The organism is Promicromonospora sp. MS192 (genome assembly GCF_049532985.1).
Taxonomy (GTDB): Bacteria; Actinomycetota; Actinomycetes; order Actinomycetales; family Cellulomonadaceae; genus Promicromonospora.
Genome location: NZ_CP186693.1, coordinates 4,939,773 through 4,954,700, shown reverse-complemented (window position 1 = coordinate 4,954,700; position 14,928 = coordinate 4,939,773). Strand labels below are relative to the sequence as shown.

Annotated in this window: 14 protein-coding genes; 3 read left to right on the top strand and 11 right to left on the bottom strand. The window is 73.5% G+C overall.

Translation table 11 applies throughout. The features are described 5' to 3' along the window. Positions 1-47: 47 nt before the first annotated feature. The 11 genes from ACO229_RS22095 to ACO229_RS22045 all read right to left on the bottom strand — a co-directional run bounded on the left by ACO229_RS22095 (position 48) and on the right by ACO229_RS22045 (position 12,914). Positions 48-4,754: a LysM peptidoglycan-binding domain-containing protein gene (locus ACO229_RS22095; RefSeq protein ID WP_423462804.1), complete on the bottom strand. Its 4,707-nt coding sequence runs from the start codon at positions 4,752-4,754 to the stop codon at positions 48-50. Then, positions 4,754-5,212, bottom strand: a complete 459-nt coding sequence (locus tag ACO229_RS22090) for a pilus assembly protein TadG-related protein (protein WP_423462803.1) — start codon at positions 5,210-5,212, stop codon at positions 4,754-4,756. The genes ACO229_RS22095 and ACO229_RS22090 overlap by 1 nt, the downstream gene beginning before the upstream one ends. A 17-nt stretch (positions 5,213-5,229) precedes the next feature. Further along, positions 5,230-5,670, bottom strand: a complete 441-nt coding sequence (locus ACO229_RS22085) for a TadE/TadG family type IV pilus assembly protein (protein WP_397429223.1) — start codon at positions 5,668-5,670, stop codon at positions 5,230-5,232. Next, positions 5,667-6,044, bottom strand: a complete 378-nt coding sequence (locus ACO229_RS22080) for a TadE family protein (RefSeq protein WP_397429224.1) — start codon at positions 6,042-6,044, stop codon at positions 5,667-5,669. Before ACO229_RS22080 ends, ACO229_RS22085 begins: the two co-directional genes overlap by 4 nt. 3 nt (positions 6,045-6,047) lie before the next feature. Next, a complete protein-coding gene (locus tag ACO229_RS22075) occupies positions 6,048-6,344 on the bottom strand; it encodes a hypothetical protein (protein WP_397412125.1) in 297 nt (98 codons plus the stop codon). Between the two features lie 88 nt (positions 6,345-6,432). Beyond that, positions 6,433-7,356, bottom strand: coding sequence for a hypothetical protein (locus ACO229_RS22070; protein ID WP_397412127.1), 924 nt, complete (start codon positions 7,354-7,356; stop codon positions 6,433-6,435). A gap of 1 nt (position 7,357) precedes the next feature. Continuing rightward, positions 7,358-8,236, bottom strand: coding sequence for a type II secretion system F family protein (locus tag ACO229_RS22065; RefSeq protein WP_423462802.1), 879 nt, complete (start codon positions 8,234-8,236; stop codon positions 7,358-7,360). Next, positions 8,233-9,927, bottom strand: coding sequence for a CpaF family protein (locus ACO229_RS22060; RefSeq protein WP_423462801.1), 1,695 nt, complete (start codon positions 9,925-9,927; stop codon positions 8,233-8,235). Before ACO229_RS22060 ends, ACO229_RS22065 begins: the two co-directional genes overlap by 4 nt. Next, a complete protein-coding gene (locus tag ACO229_RS22055; protein ID WP_397429228.1) occupies positions 9,924-10,829 on the bottom strand; it encodes a hypothetical protein in 906 nt (301 codons plus the stop codon). Before ACO229_RS22055 ends, ACO229_RS22060 begins: the two co-directional genes overlap by 4 nt. Before the next feature lie 3 nt (positions 10,830-10,832). After that, positions 10,833-11,540: an SAF domain-containing protein gene (locus ACO229_RS22050; protein WP_423462800.1), complete on the bottom strand. Its 708-nt coding sequence runs from the start codon at positions 11,538-11,540 to the stop codon at positions 10,833-10,835. Positions 11,541-12,056: 516 nt separating this feature from the next. Further along, entirely contained in the window at positions 12,057-12,914 is an 858-nt protein-coding gene (locus ACO229_RS22045) for a hypothetical protein (RefSeq protein WP_397412137.1), read from the bottom strand. 229 nt (positions 12,915-13,143) lie between these two features. Between ACO229_RS22045 and ACO229_RS22040 the strand changes: the two genes are divergently transcribed. Genes ACO229_RS22040 through ACO229_RS22030 form a run of 3 tightly spaced genes read left to right on the top strand, consistent with a single transcriptional unit; the run spans position 13,144 to position 14,905 of the window. Next, the gene (locus ACO229_RS22040; RefSeq protein WP_397412139.1) at positions 13,144-13,470 is read left to right on the top strand and encodes a hypothetical protein; all 327 of its coding nucleotides are present in this window, start codon (positions 13,144-13,146) and stop codon (positions 13,468-13,470) included. Beyond that, a complete protein-coding gene (locus ACO229_RS22035) occupies positions 13,467-14,606 on the top strand; it encodes a hypothetical protein (RefSeq protein ID WP_423462799.1) in 1,140 nt (379 codons plus the stop codon). The genes ACO229_RS22040 and ACO229_RS22035 overlap by 4 nt, the downstream gene beginning before the upstream one ends. Positions 14,607-14,620: 14 nt before the next feature. Continuing rightward, positions 14,621-14,905, top strand: coding sequence for a hypothetical protein (locus ACO229_RS22030; RefSeq protein ID WP_253836168.1), 285 nt, complete (start codon positions 14,621-14,623; stop codon positions 14,903-14,905). The last annotated feature ends 23 nt before the right edge of the window (positions 14,906-14,928 follow it).

Here is a 14,928-nt window from a genome sequence, read left to right as displayed (position 1 = left end):
GGGCAGCAGAACGTGTCTGCTGCCCGCCGTCCTTCAGGACCGGCGTGTCACCGCCCGGCGTCGGCCTCCCGCCGGCGCTCCTGCTCGTCCACCTGGGCCAGCAGCTCCTCGGTGTCGGGCTCGGGATCCATGGCGAGCTGTTCGAGGTGGTCGCGCAGGCGGTCCACCAGTCGGCCCACCGCGTCCCGGCGTCCTGAGGCGAGCTCCGCGCGGATCGCGTTGCGCCACGAGCGTTCGTCCACCGGATCCGCGAGCCGCCCCACCTGGGAGGCGTGCCGCGCCGTGGCCACGTCGCCCTCCAGGAGCGCGCGGCGCGCAACCTCGTGCGACACGTCCACGACCCCCGACGAGATGGTGTGCATGAGCTGCTCCGCCCAGGCGTACTTGCGGAGCGGCACGCCCTCGAACGGCCGGCCGCGCACCAGGTCGAGGGCGGCCAGCAGGTCTGCCGTCGGCGTCTGGCTCAGGTCCGGGCCCACGAGGTCGCAGAAGCGGTGCCAGTCGGTCGTGACGCCGCGCAGACGGTAGCCGGCGGACTCGAGGTCGGCCTGCCCGCCGTCGTCCGCGGACCAGTAACGGGGCAGGTACTCGTAGCCCTCGCCGTCGACGCCCAGCCAGCGGCGCGCGCGGGAGACCGCGGAGCGCCGCGTGGCCAGGTTCGGCTCGCGCGACGGCCACAGGGCCTTTGAGATGTCCGAACCGCGCGACCCCGGGTTGAACGCCAGGAACGCGATCAGCTCGGTGGCCTGCCGCTGGTGCGTGGACGGCAGCTCGACGCCCGTGGTTCCCGCGAGCTCGACACGACCCAGCACACGCACGATCGGTGGTCCGGCCTCCTCCGGCAGGTCGGTCGCCGGTGCGTCGGGCTCGACCGCGGGGCCCGGCCCCGCCACGACCGGTGTACCCAGTGGCGGCGTCGCCACGCTCACGGCTGCGGTGGCCCAGGGCGCGAAGCCGGCCGGCACCGTGCCGGACGCCGTCCCGCCGCCCACGGTCCCCGACGCGTAGCTCGGGGACGGCGCGAGGCCCGCTCCCTGGCCGACGGCGACGTCCGAGTCCGCATCGGCGCGGACAACATCCATGGGGATCTCCTCCAGCGTCGGTTCGGCGCGGTCGATCGAACGGCTCCACGAGGGGCCGGGTGCGGTCTCGGGATCGGCCAGCAGGGCCAGGGCCTGGGCGTAGGTGGCGGCGTCGAGCTGCTGCGGTCGGACCGCGATGTAGGCGGGCACGAGGATGCCGCGCGTCGTGTCACCGCCCGTGAGGTCACCGGTCAGGTCGAGCGCCCAGTCGCCGACCTCCGCGCTGGACGTCACGGCCGCGATGCCCACCGCGGGTACTCGCTCGACCAGGCGTTCCAGCGTGGCGCGTTCCACGGGTGCGAGTCGCTCGCCGACCAGCAGGATCTCCGGCGTCCACGCGTCGGTCGCGAGGCCCCGGCCGCGGGCGTCCGCGACCGACGTGGCACCCACCTGAGCGAGCGTCCGGTCGACGTCGGCGGCGCGCGCCTCCAGCTCGCGGACGACCTCCGCCAGGCTGGGGACGTGCCGCACCCGGCCGGTGTCGACGACGCCGGGCAGCTCCCCGAGCGCACCCACCACGGTCACCTGGAGGTCGTCGGCCCAGAGGCTCGTCGCGAGCTCGATCGCGAGCGCCGCGAGCGTGGCCTGTGCGGCCTGGTCGGTGCCGCGGATGTCGAGGCACGCGAGGTTCTCCAGGTCGACCATGAGGTGGGCGTCCTCGTCGTCGTGGCCGACGGTGACGAGCGCCGGGTACGGCGCCTCCCCCTCCTCGGCCCCAGGTCCGACCTGGGACGCCGCCTCCGCGTCACCCGCCGCGAGCTGCCAGACGAACCGGTCGGTCGTGCTGGCCCAGGGTGCGGGCAGGTCGGCGGCGCCGTCGAGGTAGAGCTCGACGAACTCGCCGCTCTTCAGCCGCGCCATGCGCACGCCCGGCAGCGGCAGGTCACGTTCGCGGTGCCAGCGTGCGAGGCTGCGCAGCGCCTGGTCGACCTGGCTGCGGCCGAACGGGTCCTCGACGCCGTGCAGGTCACGTTCGAGCACGCCGGCCGGGGTCTCGGGCCCCGGCACGACGACGGTCTCGCCCGGGACCCGGCCCTTGCGCGCCCGGCGGCGCTTCACGGCGACGAGCGCGAGCAGCCCGGCGGCGAGCAGACCGCCGACGCCCGCCGCGGTGCGGACGTCCACGGTCTCGTCGAGGTCGTCGACGGCACCGGAGACGGCGTCGGCCGCGGAGCCGAGCAGGGACGTGGTGGCATCGGGTGCCGTGCCGGCTGCAGCGGTGGCCGCCGTGGTCGCACCCGCGACGTCGACGGGCTCGCGCTCCGGCCGGGCGCCGTCGCCGGACGTCGCCGGTGCCGGACCGCCCGCCGGCGCCGTCGCCGACGGGATGCTGCCCTCGGCGGCGGCTGCGACCGGCGGCGCGGACTCGACAGCGACCTCCGGGACGCCGTCGCCTACCACCGGGTCGTCGCCCGTCACGTCGCCGGGCAGTACCTTCTCGGTCGCCGCGCTCTCGCGCGCCGTCGCCGTGACATCCTCCGGCACCAGGGGCGCCGGCAGCTCGGCCAGGCCCTCCGTACCGTCACTTTCAACACCGGTCCCGTCGACGTCGCCCTCGACCGCGTCGGTCCCGCTCCCGCCCGGGCCGTCGTTCTCCGGCGCACCGTCGGTGGCGGACTCGCCACCCCATGTCGTGCCGCTACCGGACGTCGTCTCCCGGGCCGGCTCGTCCGGCTCGCCCTGCGGCAGGAGCTCGTCGGCGATCAGGTCCTCCCAGGGGATCGCCGGCGCTCCGTCCTGGGGCGCGGACCCACTCGGTTCGAGGTCGGGCTCGTTCTCGAGGTCCTCCGGCGTGACCCGCTCGTACCGGGGTTCCTCGGTCTCCTGCGGTGCCGGCGGCGCCTGCGGGGCGAGGTTGCCCTCGGCCGACTTCTCCGGAGCCGGCTCCTCGGTGTCAGGCCGGTCGAGGCCGGCGCTACCCGTGCCGACGTCGGCGGGGTCGGGTGTGCCGTCCCCGGCGTCCTGGCCGTCCTGACCCGGTTCGTCCTGACCCGCGGACGGGTTCTGACCGGCGTTCTGTGCCGCGCGGTTCGGCTGCTCCGCCGGAGCCTCGCCCGCCGGTCGCTCTCCGGCCGGTTGCTCGTCCGACGGCGACTCCGGTTCCGCCACGTCGTTGCCCGCGCCGCCCGGTTCGGCGATGTCGTCGGGCTCGACCTCGACGGCGCCCTCGGGCGTCACCTCTGCGGACGGTGTCGTCGGGGCCGACCCGGCGTCCACCGACTCCTCCGGCGCCGGCCGCTCCGACTCGCCCGACCCTCTGGCGGTGCCCGCCGCGGACTCGACCCCGGTCGCCTTGTCGGCCTCCGGCCGGCCGGCGAACGTCCGGCCCAGGCCGGTGGCCTGCGCCGTCTCGGCGTCCGCGCCTGCCTCGGAGTCAGCCTCGGGACCTCCGGCCTCGGCCTCCGGACCAGCATCCGCACCTCCGTCGGCCTCGGCGCCGGCTTCCGATCCCGCGCCGTCCTCCGTGGCCGGCTCACCGGCGTCACCCGAGCCCGCGGCGTCGCCCGCGCCGTCACCGGCCGCGTCCGGATCCGTCTCGCCGTCACCGGGCTGCTCCGCCCCGGCACCAGCCCCGTCAGCCCCGGACCCGCCGTCCGCCGCCTCTCCCGCCCCAGGAACCGTCACGGTCCAGCCGGGGTAGATGAGGTCGGGGTCGGTGAGCCGTCCGCCGTCGGGCTGCTCCGTGGAGCGGGATGCCTCGAAGACCTCCGGGTACCGGGTCCCGTCGCCGAGCTCCTCCTCGGCGATGCCCCACAGCGTGTCACCCCGCTCGACGACGACCTGGGCGGACTCCGCACCACCGTTGCTCCGTACGTCGACGGTGCCCGGTTCCGCGGCGCCGTCGTCCGCGCTCTTCGAGGGCGCGATGCCCACGGGTTCGTCCTCGTCCGCCGCGGACGCACCCGTCGACGTCGGCGTGACCCCGGCCTCCGCCGGGAGCCGCAGCACCCAGCCGGGTTCGATCCAGTTCCCGGCGTCGAGTGCGCCACCGTCGGCCTGGACCACGCCGTAGTTGAGGTCGGCGATCTGCTTGAATCGCGCGCCGTCGCCCAGGGTCTGCTCGGCGATCCGCCACAGGGAGTCACCCGGCTGCACCGTGTAGGTGGCCGGTTCGGCCTCCTCGACCGCCGCGCGCGGACCCGGCGCGGTCACGGCCCCGGCCTGTCCGACGGCGTCGGACGCCACCGGTGCGGTCGCCACCGTGCCGGTCCGGCCCGCCTCCGCGGGTGCGGGGGCAGCCATCGCGGGCGTCACGGACGGCGCCGCGACCAGCATGGTGATCACGGCCCCGACCAGGACGGCCGCTGCGCGCTGCTGCGCCCCGAGGCCACGGACGTGCGGGGACCGGCGGCCGCGCAACGCCGCGACTACCTCGATCACCACGGCGATCGCGAAGGTCAGCCACGCCACCCAGCCCACGACCTTGACCAGCCCGATGAGCACCGAACCGGTCACGTCGGGGCTGGTGAGCATCGAGACGATCCGATCGAGGCTGACCTGCCCCGTCCACACCGGGCCGCCGAAGATCCACAGGCCGGCCGGGATGCCCACGACGAGCACGACCAGGAGCAGCGCCGCACCCAGCCCTCTGACCACGCGTGCGCCGGTGCCCTGCCGCGGTCCGCGGGGCTCGCCCGTCACCGCACGACCCTGGACTGTCGAGGTGCTCATCAGGACTCCTCCTGTCCTATCCCGCGGACCGCTCGTGCCTCGGCGTCCGCCGTGACGGTGAGCGAGCTGATCCCGATCAACGTGAGGAACGTGGTCTCGTAGGTGACCTGCGTCCCGACCGAGACGACGGCGCCGTCGACGGCGGTCACGCCGCCCTGGACACCCAGCGCGCCGAGCGTGTCGGACGCGGCCTGTGCCGCCCGCGCCGGGTCCACCTCCGGGGGCAGCCCCAGCTGCGCGCGGTCGAACCGGATCTGCTGTGCCGCGGCGCGCGCCGCCTGGTCGGCGGCGTACTCCGCCTCGTCCTCGGCGTGCAGCCGCCCGCCGCCGTCGACGACCAGGCCGATGGCGATGATGAGCGCAGGCACCATGCCCGCGGCGAGGATGTTGATCTCGCCCCGCTCGCGCCGTGCCCGGACCCGCGCCGGCGGTACCACCCGCCCCTGTCGCACCCTCATCCACCCAGCTCCCCTGGTCATGACCGCCCCCGGTACGCGTCGAGCACCGACGTCCCGGTCGCGCTGATCGTCCGCGAACCGGGCGCACCGGGCAGCCCGAGGTCGCTCAGCGGCACCACGCACTCCACCCGCACGGTGATGGTCCCGACGGTCCCGAGCGGGAGCGCGAACGCGTCGGTCGTCGGCCGCACCGACGTCTGCGCGCAGCGCACGCCGGAGTTCACCAGCGTCGAGGTGGCGGTCGATGTCGCCTGTACCCCGGCCACGTCCGCCGTCCGGCTGATCGACGCCGCCCGCGCCGCCTCGTTCGCTGCCGACTGCACCACGCCCTCGGCCAGCACCAACCGCCCCGCCATCACCAGCAGCAGGGCGATGAGCAGCAGCATCGGAAAGACGACGGCGGTGTTGATCGCGACGTTGCCCCGCTCCCCACCGCTCGGATGCCGGCCGTCACTCATGGCCCCACCGCCGACGTGAAGCGTTCGACGGGCCCCGTGGCCGACTGCTCCACGCGGAACCCGCGGAAGCCGGGCACGATCGACGGCGCCAGCCCCACCACGCGCGCGGTGGCCATCTCCTCGCCACGCGTCACGGCCACGTCCACGGACGCGAACGCGTCACCCCCGCGCGCCAGGCGCGCGGAGGCCTCGGCGTATCCCGACTCCACGGTGCCGCCCTCGACCCGCGTGGCCTGGACGGCGCCGTTGGCCACGGACTGGGCCGTGTTCTGCGCGTGGAACCACAGCACACCCTGCACCATCCCGAAGATGAGCATCAGGACGATCGGGTAGGTGAGGACGGTCTGGATGGAGGAGGCACCGCGCTCGTCCATGTCCTAGCCACCGCCGCCGAGCTGCGCCATGTAACGGTCGACGAGTCCCTTGATCGCGGCGCCGAGCGCGATGGCGATGCCGAGGCCCACCACCGACAGCACGACCACCTCGATGGACTCCAGGCCCGCGTCGTCCTCGCCCGCGCGGTCGGCCTCCAGCCGACGACGGAGCTCGGCCGAGCGTTCGGCGAAGCGGCCGTTGAGGGCGTCGAAGCGACCGCGTGCCGCGGCGGCCCGCAGCGATGCCCGCGCGACGGCGCGCGACGCCGCCGACCGGCCCTGGCTCAGGTGCTGGTTCATGGTGACTCCTGGGGGTGTGGTCGACTTCAACAAATGGGTAAGAACCGGCTCGTGTGACACCACGGTGTCCCACGGGGGACCAGACGGTTCAGGGTGCAGTCTGAAACATAGTGACCCCGATTGGGAAGATGAGCATCAAAAAGTACACAAAGACAGTCATGGTCCCGGGCACGGTCATCCGCACCGTCGCGTCGTGCGCGATCTGCTGCTCGACGTCGAGCTGCGCGTCGCGCATCGCCGCCGCCTTCGACTGGAGCTGGTCGTGGATCGCGGAACCCTGCGTGCCCGCGAGCTCCACGATCGAGGCCACCTCGCCGAGGGCGTCCACCTCGACCTCCTCACCCAGCTCGCGCAGCGCCACCCACGGCGCCTGCCCCTCCCAGCGGCTCCGTTCGAGCGCTGCTGCGATCCGCCGGAACGGCCACGATCCGGCTACCTGGGCCGCCGCGAACGTGGCCTGCGTGGCGCCCGCGCCCGAGATCCGCTCGATCGCCAGCAGCTCCAGGTACGTGGAGACCGCCCGGGCGAACTCCTGCCGGGCCCGCTTCGCCTTGGACCGGGCGTCGAGGTCCGGCAGGAACCACGCGCCCAGGGCGAGCACCAGGGCCACGCCGAACGGCAGCGCGACCGGCAGGCCGAGGTTGAGCAGCCCCACGCACAGCCCCAGGAAAGGCACCGCCACCAGCACGATCACCGTGCCCAGCGCCTTCTCGCCGTAGTGGTCGGTGGCGGTCTTGCCGATCAGGTCCAGGTCCGCCCGGGTCGGTCCCCAGCGGCCGAGCAGAGTGACCGGCAGCCTGCGCTGCGCCCACGCCCCGAACACCTGCGTGTAGCGCTGCGTCACGGTCAGCTCGCCACCGCCGTCCGACACCGTGACGGGCTCCACCTTGTCGTCACCGCTCAGCCGGTCCAGCGCGGACTGGAGCCGGGGCGTGGACGGCAGCAGCTCGCGCACCACGAGGAACAGGCCGAGCCCGGCCACCAGGCCGGTTCCCACTGCCCAGGGCCACATGTCAGACCTCCCGCTCGTCCGGCAGGAACCGCGGGATCGGCTGTCCCAGGCTGATCTTGCGCATCCACAGCAGGCAGACCACGTAGGCCGAGAACAGCACCACCGCCACGACCTGGCCCAGCGGTGAGTCGTACCCGCTGAGGTAGCCGGACATCGCCGTCGCCACCAGCACCACGAGCGTCACGATCGTCACCCAGCGCACGGTCGCGCGGCCGGTGGATCGCTCGGACTCGATCTCGCGGCGGGCCTTGGCCTGCGCGGACAGCGACTCCGCGAGCTGGCGGAGCGCAGGCGCCACGGCCCCGGTCCGGTTGTCCGACTCCAGGATCATCGCCGAGGCGATCATGTCCGCCGAGTAGTCGTCCATCTCCTCCGCCCACCGGTACAGGGCGGGCTTGATCGGCTGACGTGCCTCCAGACGTGCCACCAGCCGGGCCAGCGACGGGCGCACGGACGGCGCCGCGCTGTGCAGGGTTGCCGCAATACCTTGCTCCAACCCGACGGCTCCGCCGGACAGCACGCCGATCAGCGACCGCACCCACGCGGTCAGGTCGGTGAGCTTCTCCACCTCGTCGGACTGCGTGGTGGTGCGGAACAGCGCCGGCAGGCCCACGAGCAGCACCGGCACGATGAGCACGAGCGACCACCAGCCGGTGACGATCCCGACCACGACGCCCGCGGCCACCCCGATCGCCAGGAGCTGCCGCTGCGCGTAGAGCGGCCCGCCCTTGGTCAGACCGAGCAGCCGGAGCAGCCCGTGGAACGGCGGTGTGGTGCGCACGGGCCGCGGCGCCGGCTCGTACTTCTGCGCACCGACGACGACGAACCACACCCCCAGGCCCAGACCGAGCCCGGTCAGCACCGCGACGAGCGTGGTCATGAGTTCCCCCACAGCCCGTCGCGGTAGTTCAGCAGGTTCGCGTCGAAGCCCACGGCCTCCAGGTCCACGAGGAACGACGGCGTCACGTTGGGCACCGCCCGCCCGTCCGGCCCCGGCGCGAACACGTCGGTGACGGCCACCGGGTTGCCCGCCTCGCCGCGCGTGACCTCGATCACCTCGGCGACGTACCGGTCGCGCCGGCCGTCGGCCCCGGCGTCGACCCGGAGGAAGACGATGAGGTCCACCGACTGCGCCACCTGCCGGTACGCGTACGTCTCCGACAGCGTGGAGTCCTGCACGGCCATGCCGACGAGGCGTTCGACGACGTCGCGGGCGCCGTCGGCGTGCACCGTCGAGAGCGAGCCGTTGCCCATCTGCATCGCCTGGAACATGGACACGATCTCGGGCCCGCGCACCTCGCCCACGATCACGCGGGAGATGTTGTGCCGCAGGGACTCGTAGACGTTGACGTTCGTGTTGATCTCGCCGACGCGGCGTCCTGCGGTGTTCATCTCGCCCGAACCCTCACGCGTACGCAGGGCGACCACGCGCTTGTGCTTCTCGGGTTCCAGGTGCAGGTAGAGCTCGTAGTCGGTCTCGATGGTCGCGATGGACTCCCACGGATCGAGGGAGGCGCAGAGCGCCCGCAGCAGGGTCGTCTTGCCCGACCCCTGCCCCTGTCCGGACACGACGATCGACTTGCGCGCGCGGACCGCCGCCGACAGGAACTCGGCCAGCACGGTGTCCACCGTACGGTTCTCGCGCAGCAGCTCCAGGTCCACCGACTGCAGCCGCTGCAGACGGATCGTCACGCGCGGCCAGGGCACCACCCAGCCGACGGCGGCCAGTCGCACGCGCCCCGGCAGGTCCAGGTTGAGGAACGGGTTCGCCCGCGTGAAGGACCGCTCGTTCGCGGGATCGCGCGCCGCGAGGAACTGCAGGAAGTCGATCAGCTCCGCGTCGGAGTCCGCGATGGGCTCCGCGTACGTGCGCCGGCCGTCGCCCATCAGCAGGAGCACGGGTGCCGTACCCGTGATCTCGATGTTCTCCACGTCGGGCGTGTCGATGAGCGGCTGCAGCCGGCCGAGGCGGAACAGCGCGTCGAAGAGCGCACGCGTCACCTCGACCTGGTACTCGGTGGTCCAGTTGCGCTGGCCCCCCGAGAGCAGGGCGTCGTTGTGGTCGCGCACCACCTGCTGGATCAGCTCCTGGCCCAGCGCCTCGCGCTGTTCCTCGTCCAGCTCGCGCGTCGAGAGCGCCGTCGTCAGCCGGGAGGAGACCTCGCCGCGCAGGCTGTTGACCTGGCGCCAGAACTCGGCGTCGCGCAGCCGCGGGTTACCGGGCTGTCCGTGGTACTCGCGGCCGGCCCGGGCCACGGCACCCACCCAGGGTGAGGCGCCGTTGCCCGACGACGCCCCGCTGCGTCCGGGTCCACCGGACCCCGCGGGCGAGCCCGCGCCGTTCGGCCCGCCGGGAGAGGCGGTCCCGGTCTGCATGCCGGGGCCGGGAACCGGGGAGGCACCGCCCGCCTGGTCCACGGTGGCGGTCCAGGTGTTCTGCGGCGCCGCCGGACGTCGGTCCGGTCCGGCCCCGCCGCCGGTCCCCGGCGTCCGGCGCGGCAGCACCGGGGCGGGAGGCTCGTCGTGGAAGATCGGCAGTGAGGACAGGTCGGGGAACTCGGGTGTGCTCACGCGCCGCTCCCCTCGCCGCCACGCCACGGGGCCGCCTGCACGGCCGGGGACGCGGACTCGCCCCAGCGTTCCGGCGGGCGACGTGGCCCGGACGTGTGGCTGCCCTCGCGCGGGCCGGTGGAGAACCGGGCGCGCCGCTTCTCCGTCCGGTCCTGGATCCGCGAGATCACGGGCCCGGCGGATCGCACGAGCGGTGACGTCGAGTACCTGCGGCCCGCGGGCGAGCCCACCGACAGCACCTCTGCGTTGACGGGGTCCCAGGCCAGCGACCCCACGGTGCCGAGGCCGAGCGTGCGGGCGATCTCGGTCGCGTCGTACGGGCGGCCCGGGCCGACGGTCAGCACCGCGAGGTTCGTGAGCTCGCGGGCTGCGGCGTCCACCACGGACGTGCGGGACTTGACGAGCTCCCGGGTGACCGCGATGTCGGGCAGGCGCGATCCGGTGGTGATCAGCACCTGGTCGGCGAGCCGGACGATCGGCTCGCGGTCCTCGCGGACGACGCCGCCGGCGCCGAGTCGACCGAGGTCGACCAGCACGTCGATGCCGCCGCGCTCGAGCGCGACGAGCTGGTTGGCGAGCGGCCCCCACAGGTTGGCCACCGCGGGCGCGGTGTGTGGGCTGACGATGCCGGGCAGCAGCTTCCTGTCCGGGTCGTCACGCACGAGCGGGATGGTCTGATCCCAGAACGCGGCCTCCAGGTCACCGTGCGAGTGCGCGATGGCGAGCGGCTGCAGGCCGCGGTCGTGCGGGAGCTGACCACGGAAGTAGCCGGCCAGGATCGACGACCCGGCCAGGTCGGCCTCGACGAGGAGGACGGGACGCGGCCACTGCAGCGCGAGCACGAGCGCGGCCGTGGTGGTACCGGGTGAGCCCTTCGCGTTGGCGAGGGCGACGAGAGCCATGACTCAGCCCTGCCTGGTGGAGTCGAGCACGAGGGCCACGCGCCCGGTGGCGGCACGGGCGGCGAGCGCGGCGGCGTTGGCCGACTCGACCTGCACGTCGATGACGACCTGGTCGCCGATGGATCCGCCGGGCTGCCCCACGCGGACCACCGTGGCGGGGATGCTGAACGGCGCACCGGCGGGCGGCTCGCCGCCGGTCGCGGGCGTCTCGACCACCCGGACGACGTCGCCGGCACTGAGGGCGGTGTCCGGCCTCTGGTTGGGCGCGAGCGCGACGCCGACGATCGATTGCCCGGCCGGCGGCCGGAGCTCGTCCACCACGCTCGCGGGCGTGAGGAGCTGGCCCTTCTTGAGGTCGGTCGCGGCGATCTTGCCCTTGTACTGGCTGATGTCATCGGCGGAGATCGGGTCGAGCAGCGCCGACCCCGTGCCCAGAGGCAGCTCGACGATCCCGATGTCGGTCGGGGTGACGGCGGTGCCGCGCGGCACGTCGTTCGTGATCGCGAGCACCTCGTACGTCCGGCCGAGCGTGCTGACCAGGTACACGGACGCGAGCACGCTGAGCGCCACGAGCGCGAGGCCGAGCGCGATGAGCGCCGGACGGCGCCGGGCGCGCGTCGGCTTCAGCGGCCCGGGGGGTGCGGGTCGCTGGGGTCTTGTCGCGGACCTGACCTGCTGGTCCTGGCTCGCGACCTTCGTGCCACTGCTCACCGTGCCGTCTCCTCCGACCCCGCCGGCGGAGACCACCTCGGGTACCCCCGGGGCGGGTCCCGTCGCGGTTCCCTTGCGTGCGTCTGTCTCCACCGTGCTCCTGCCCGTGCTGGCCGAGGATCTCCTGCGGTCGTCACGATGTGACGCCGCTGGTAATCCTCGACCACGCGGGCGGACCCGGCAGGTTGAACGCTAATCAGGCTGGGGGACGCCCGCTAGGTCAAGGAGACTTCAAAGTTGTGGAGATGACTTGAATATTGAGTGACCCTTGAACGATCCGACCCTTGCCCGCCGATACCACAGCTGTGGTGTTGACTGCACAGGTCAGCGCGTGGGAGAAGGCTCCCGCACCGCACGTGCCGTCGACAAATCACAGCGCTGACCTGGGTGTTCACCGGGACATGGCATCGCGCGCACCAGTCCGCGGACATGACGAGAGGGCCCCGCTGGCGGTGGGGCCCTCTCGCGATGAGACGGACTTCTGACGACCTCTGGGCTTCACGCACCCCCCAGTGCTCAGCCCTTCGGCCGCCGTCGTCGCTCATCGTCCCGTTCGCCCGGCTGTCCCCCAGACAGACCACCGGACTGAACGGCTTCCGCCAGCCGTCGCACTGCGCGACTCGCCCGCTGGCGCAAGGCTGCGTGCGAGATGCCCAGCTCATGGGCCACCCGCCGCTGGTAGTTCCCGCGACCCGAGCCGAGCTCGGCGTACTCCGGGAGATCGGGGTCCGGCGCGTACAGGCGCGCCAGGAGAGCTGCCTCGTCGCGCGTCAGGGCACCCTGGTCAAGACCCCACGCGATGACGTCGAGCACCTCGCCGGTGGTGCCGAGCGAGAAGCTCGCGAGCGAGTACACGGCGTCGGGCCCGGGGTCGGGCGTCGCCGGCCGCTCGAGCACGGTCAGCGTGCTCGTGTCGGTGGGTATCTCCGCGACGCGGGGGCCGCGGCTGGCACGGCCACCCTGCGCGTGCGGGGCACGGTCGCCGACGACGCGCGTCAGGGTGTGCCCCTGCAGGCGCATCGCGACGCGGCCGCTGCGCTCGAGGTCGTAGTGGGTGATCGCGTCCCACATCGCGGCGGCCGCCTCCTGCTCGAGGTCCTGCACGTCCGGGTAGTGGCGGCGCGACCGGCGCACGATCGTGCGGACGGCGGGGAGCATGCACTGCAGCACCGCGCGGCCGGCGGCGAAGCTGCCGCGGGCGTGCTCGACGATGAGCGCATAGAGCACCTCGTCGGCGTCCGCGGGGGCGAGCCGCACGGAGTCACCGGTGCGCAGACCCGCAAGCTGCGGGAAGCGCGCGACGAACCGTTCGATCTCCGCGGCGAACGACCGCGTGCGGACCAGGTCGGCCCAGTCGTGGTCAAGCTCTCGCATCAGCGTTCCTGACGCCGGTACTGGCGTGCGTGCAGGCATGGCGGTTCCCCCCTCCGGTCAGCCCGAGTCCAGTCGGGAGGTGTTGCCCGCCACTGTTGCCCGCGGCTCCCGTGGGCATGTGACCTGCGTCACACCCGTTGAAAACCCGGACATCACCGATGTCACACGAACTCGTCACCTGCCATTTGTGATCGGCAGACACAGGAGACGGAGAAACGGGAGAGGCGAGATGAGCAAGGACGAGCTCGACCAGGCGCCCGGCGCCGGACTCGGCAGCACCGACCTCGGCGGCGCGGGCGTCCGCAGTGCGGATCCCACCCCGGACTTCGACCACACGTGGTCGCTGCTCCGGGACACGGCGGAGGTGCACGCGGCACGCGGCGAGCTGGCCCCCCTGGTGGCCGACATCGTCGCCACCCTCACCGCGGACCCGCTCGGCGACGAGGACACGACGACCCGCCTCACCGAGGCGCTCGACAGCCCCCGCGTGCGCAGCGCGCGCGAGGCCCGTGCGCGCATCCAGGCGGACCTGCAGAACGAGGTGCGGACCCGATGAGCTCGCTCCTCGTCCGCCGGCGCGGCAAGAAGGCCGCCGCACCGGCAGAGCTGCCCGCCCCGGCGGACGGCACCGGCGTCGGCGCTCCGCGCGCCGGCGGCCCCGCCCGGCCCGCGACGCCCCCCTCGTCGTCGGGCAACGGTGCGGACGGCGGGGACGCTCCCCCGCAGGTGGTCGAGTGGTCCAACGGGCCCGCTCTCGTGACCAAGGCGTGGGGCGCCCTGCTGGCCCTCGCGCTGCTGGCCGGGCCCGCCGCCCTGGCCTGGACGCTGCTGCGCCCCGAGCCTGCCCCGGTCGCCGCGAGCGCCGGACCGGCGGACACCGCGGCCCAGGCCGCGGCGAACGAGCGGGCCGTCGAGCTGGTGGAGACCTGGCTGCGGGCGGACAGCGACGACCAGCAGCTCCTCGCCTCCCTGACCAGCGCCCCGGTCGGCACTCTCCCCCAGGAGGGCCTGACCATCCGCGACTCGTCCATCGCGCAGAGCGAGGCGGCCGAGGACGACGTGTGGTCGGTGACGGTCGGCGTGGACGTCGCCGAGCCGGCTCCCGGTTCGACGCCCCCGCCCGCAGGGCAGCCCGAGGGTGAGGGAGCCGAGGTCGCACTCGTCTGGGTGCGCCGCTACTTCCAGGTGCCCGTGCTCGTCGAGCGCACCGACACCAGGTACTCGGGTCCCGACCTGGCCGTGGCCGCCCTGGCGCTGCCCGCGCCCGTGCCCGGCCCCGCGGCCGCCGAGCCGCCGGACCTGGACTACCCCGAGACCATCTCCCCGACGTCGGCGGCCGGCCAGTCCGCTGCCGGGTTCCTCGCGGCCATGGTCGCGGGCGAGGGCGAGATCACGCGCTACCTCCAGCCGGGCACCACCATCCCGGCGATCACCCCCGCGCCGTACGCGGCCGCGACCGTCACGGGCATCAAGGGATCGCACGAGATCACCGACGACCCGGCCGACGGCGACGGCACGCACGCCCTGACCACCGTCGAGCTCACCCGGCTCGACGGCCAGAAGACCACCTCCCAGTACGTCCTCACGCTCGTCGCCCGCGACGGGCGCTGGGAGGTTGCCGGCGTTGAGCCGGCCGTCCGTATCGACACGACGCCATCCGGCACGAACGGCTCCGGCACCGCCGGGGAGTAGCGAAGGAGAGAACCATGATCAACGAGATCGTTATGGCCGACGGCTTCCTCGACCTCATCACCGTCAAGTCCGAGGAGGTGAAGAGTGCCATCGAGTCGGTGACCTTCGTGGTCGTCATCCTCATGGTCGTCATCACGGCCGTGAAGACCAAGATGTCGATCGCGGCGATCCTGATGTCCGCGATCGTGGGCGGCATCGTCCTGTGGCTCGTGAACGGTGGCATCAACGTCACCTCGGAGCTGGCCCGGGACGAGTTCGACTCCGCTCCGGCGATCGTGAACACGCAGACGGTTCTCTGACCCGCGGGACGCAGCAGGACACG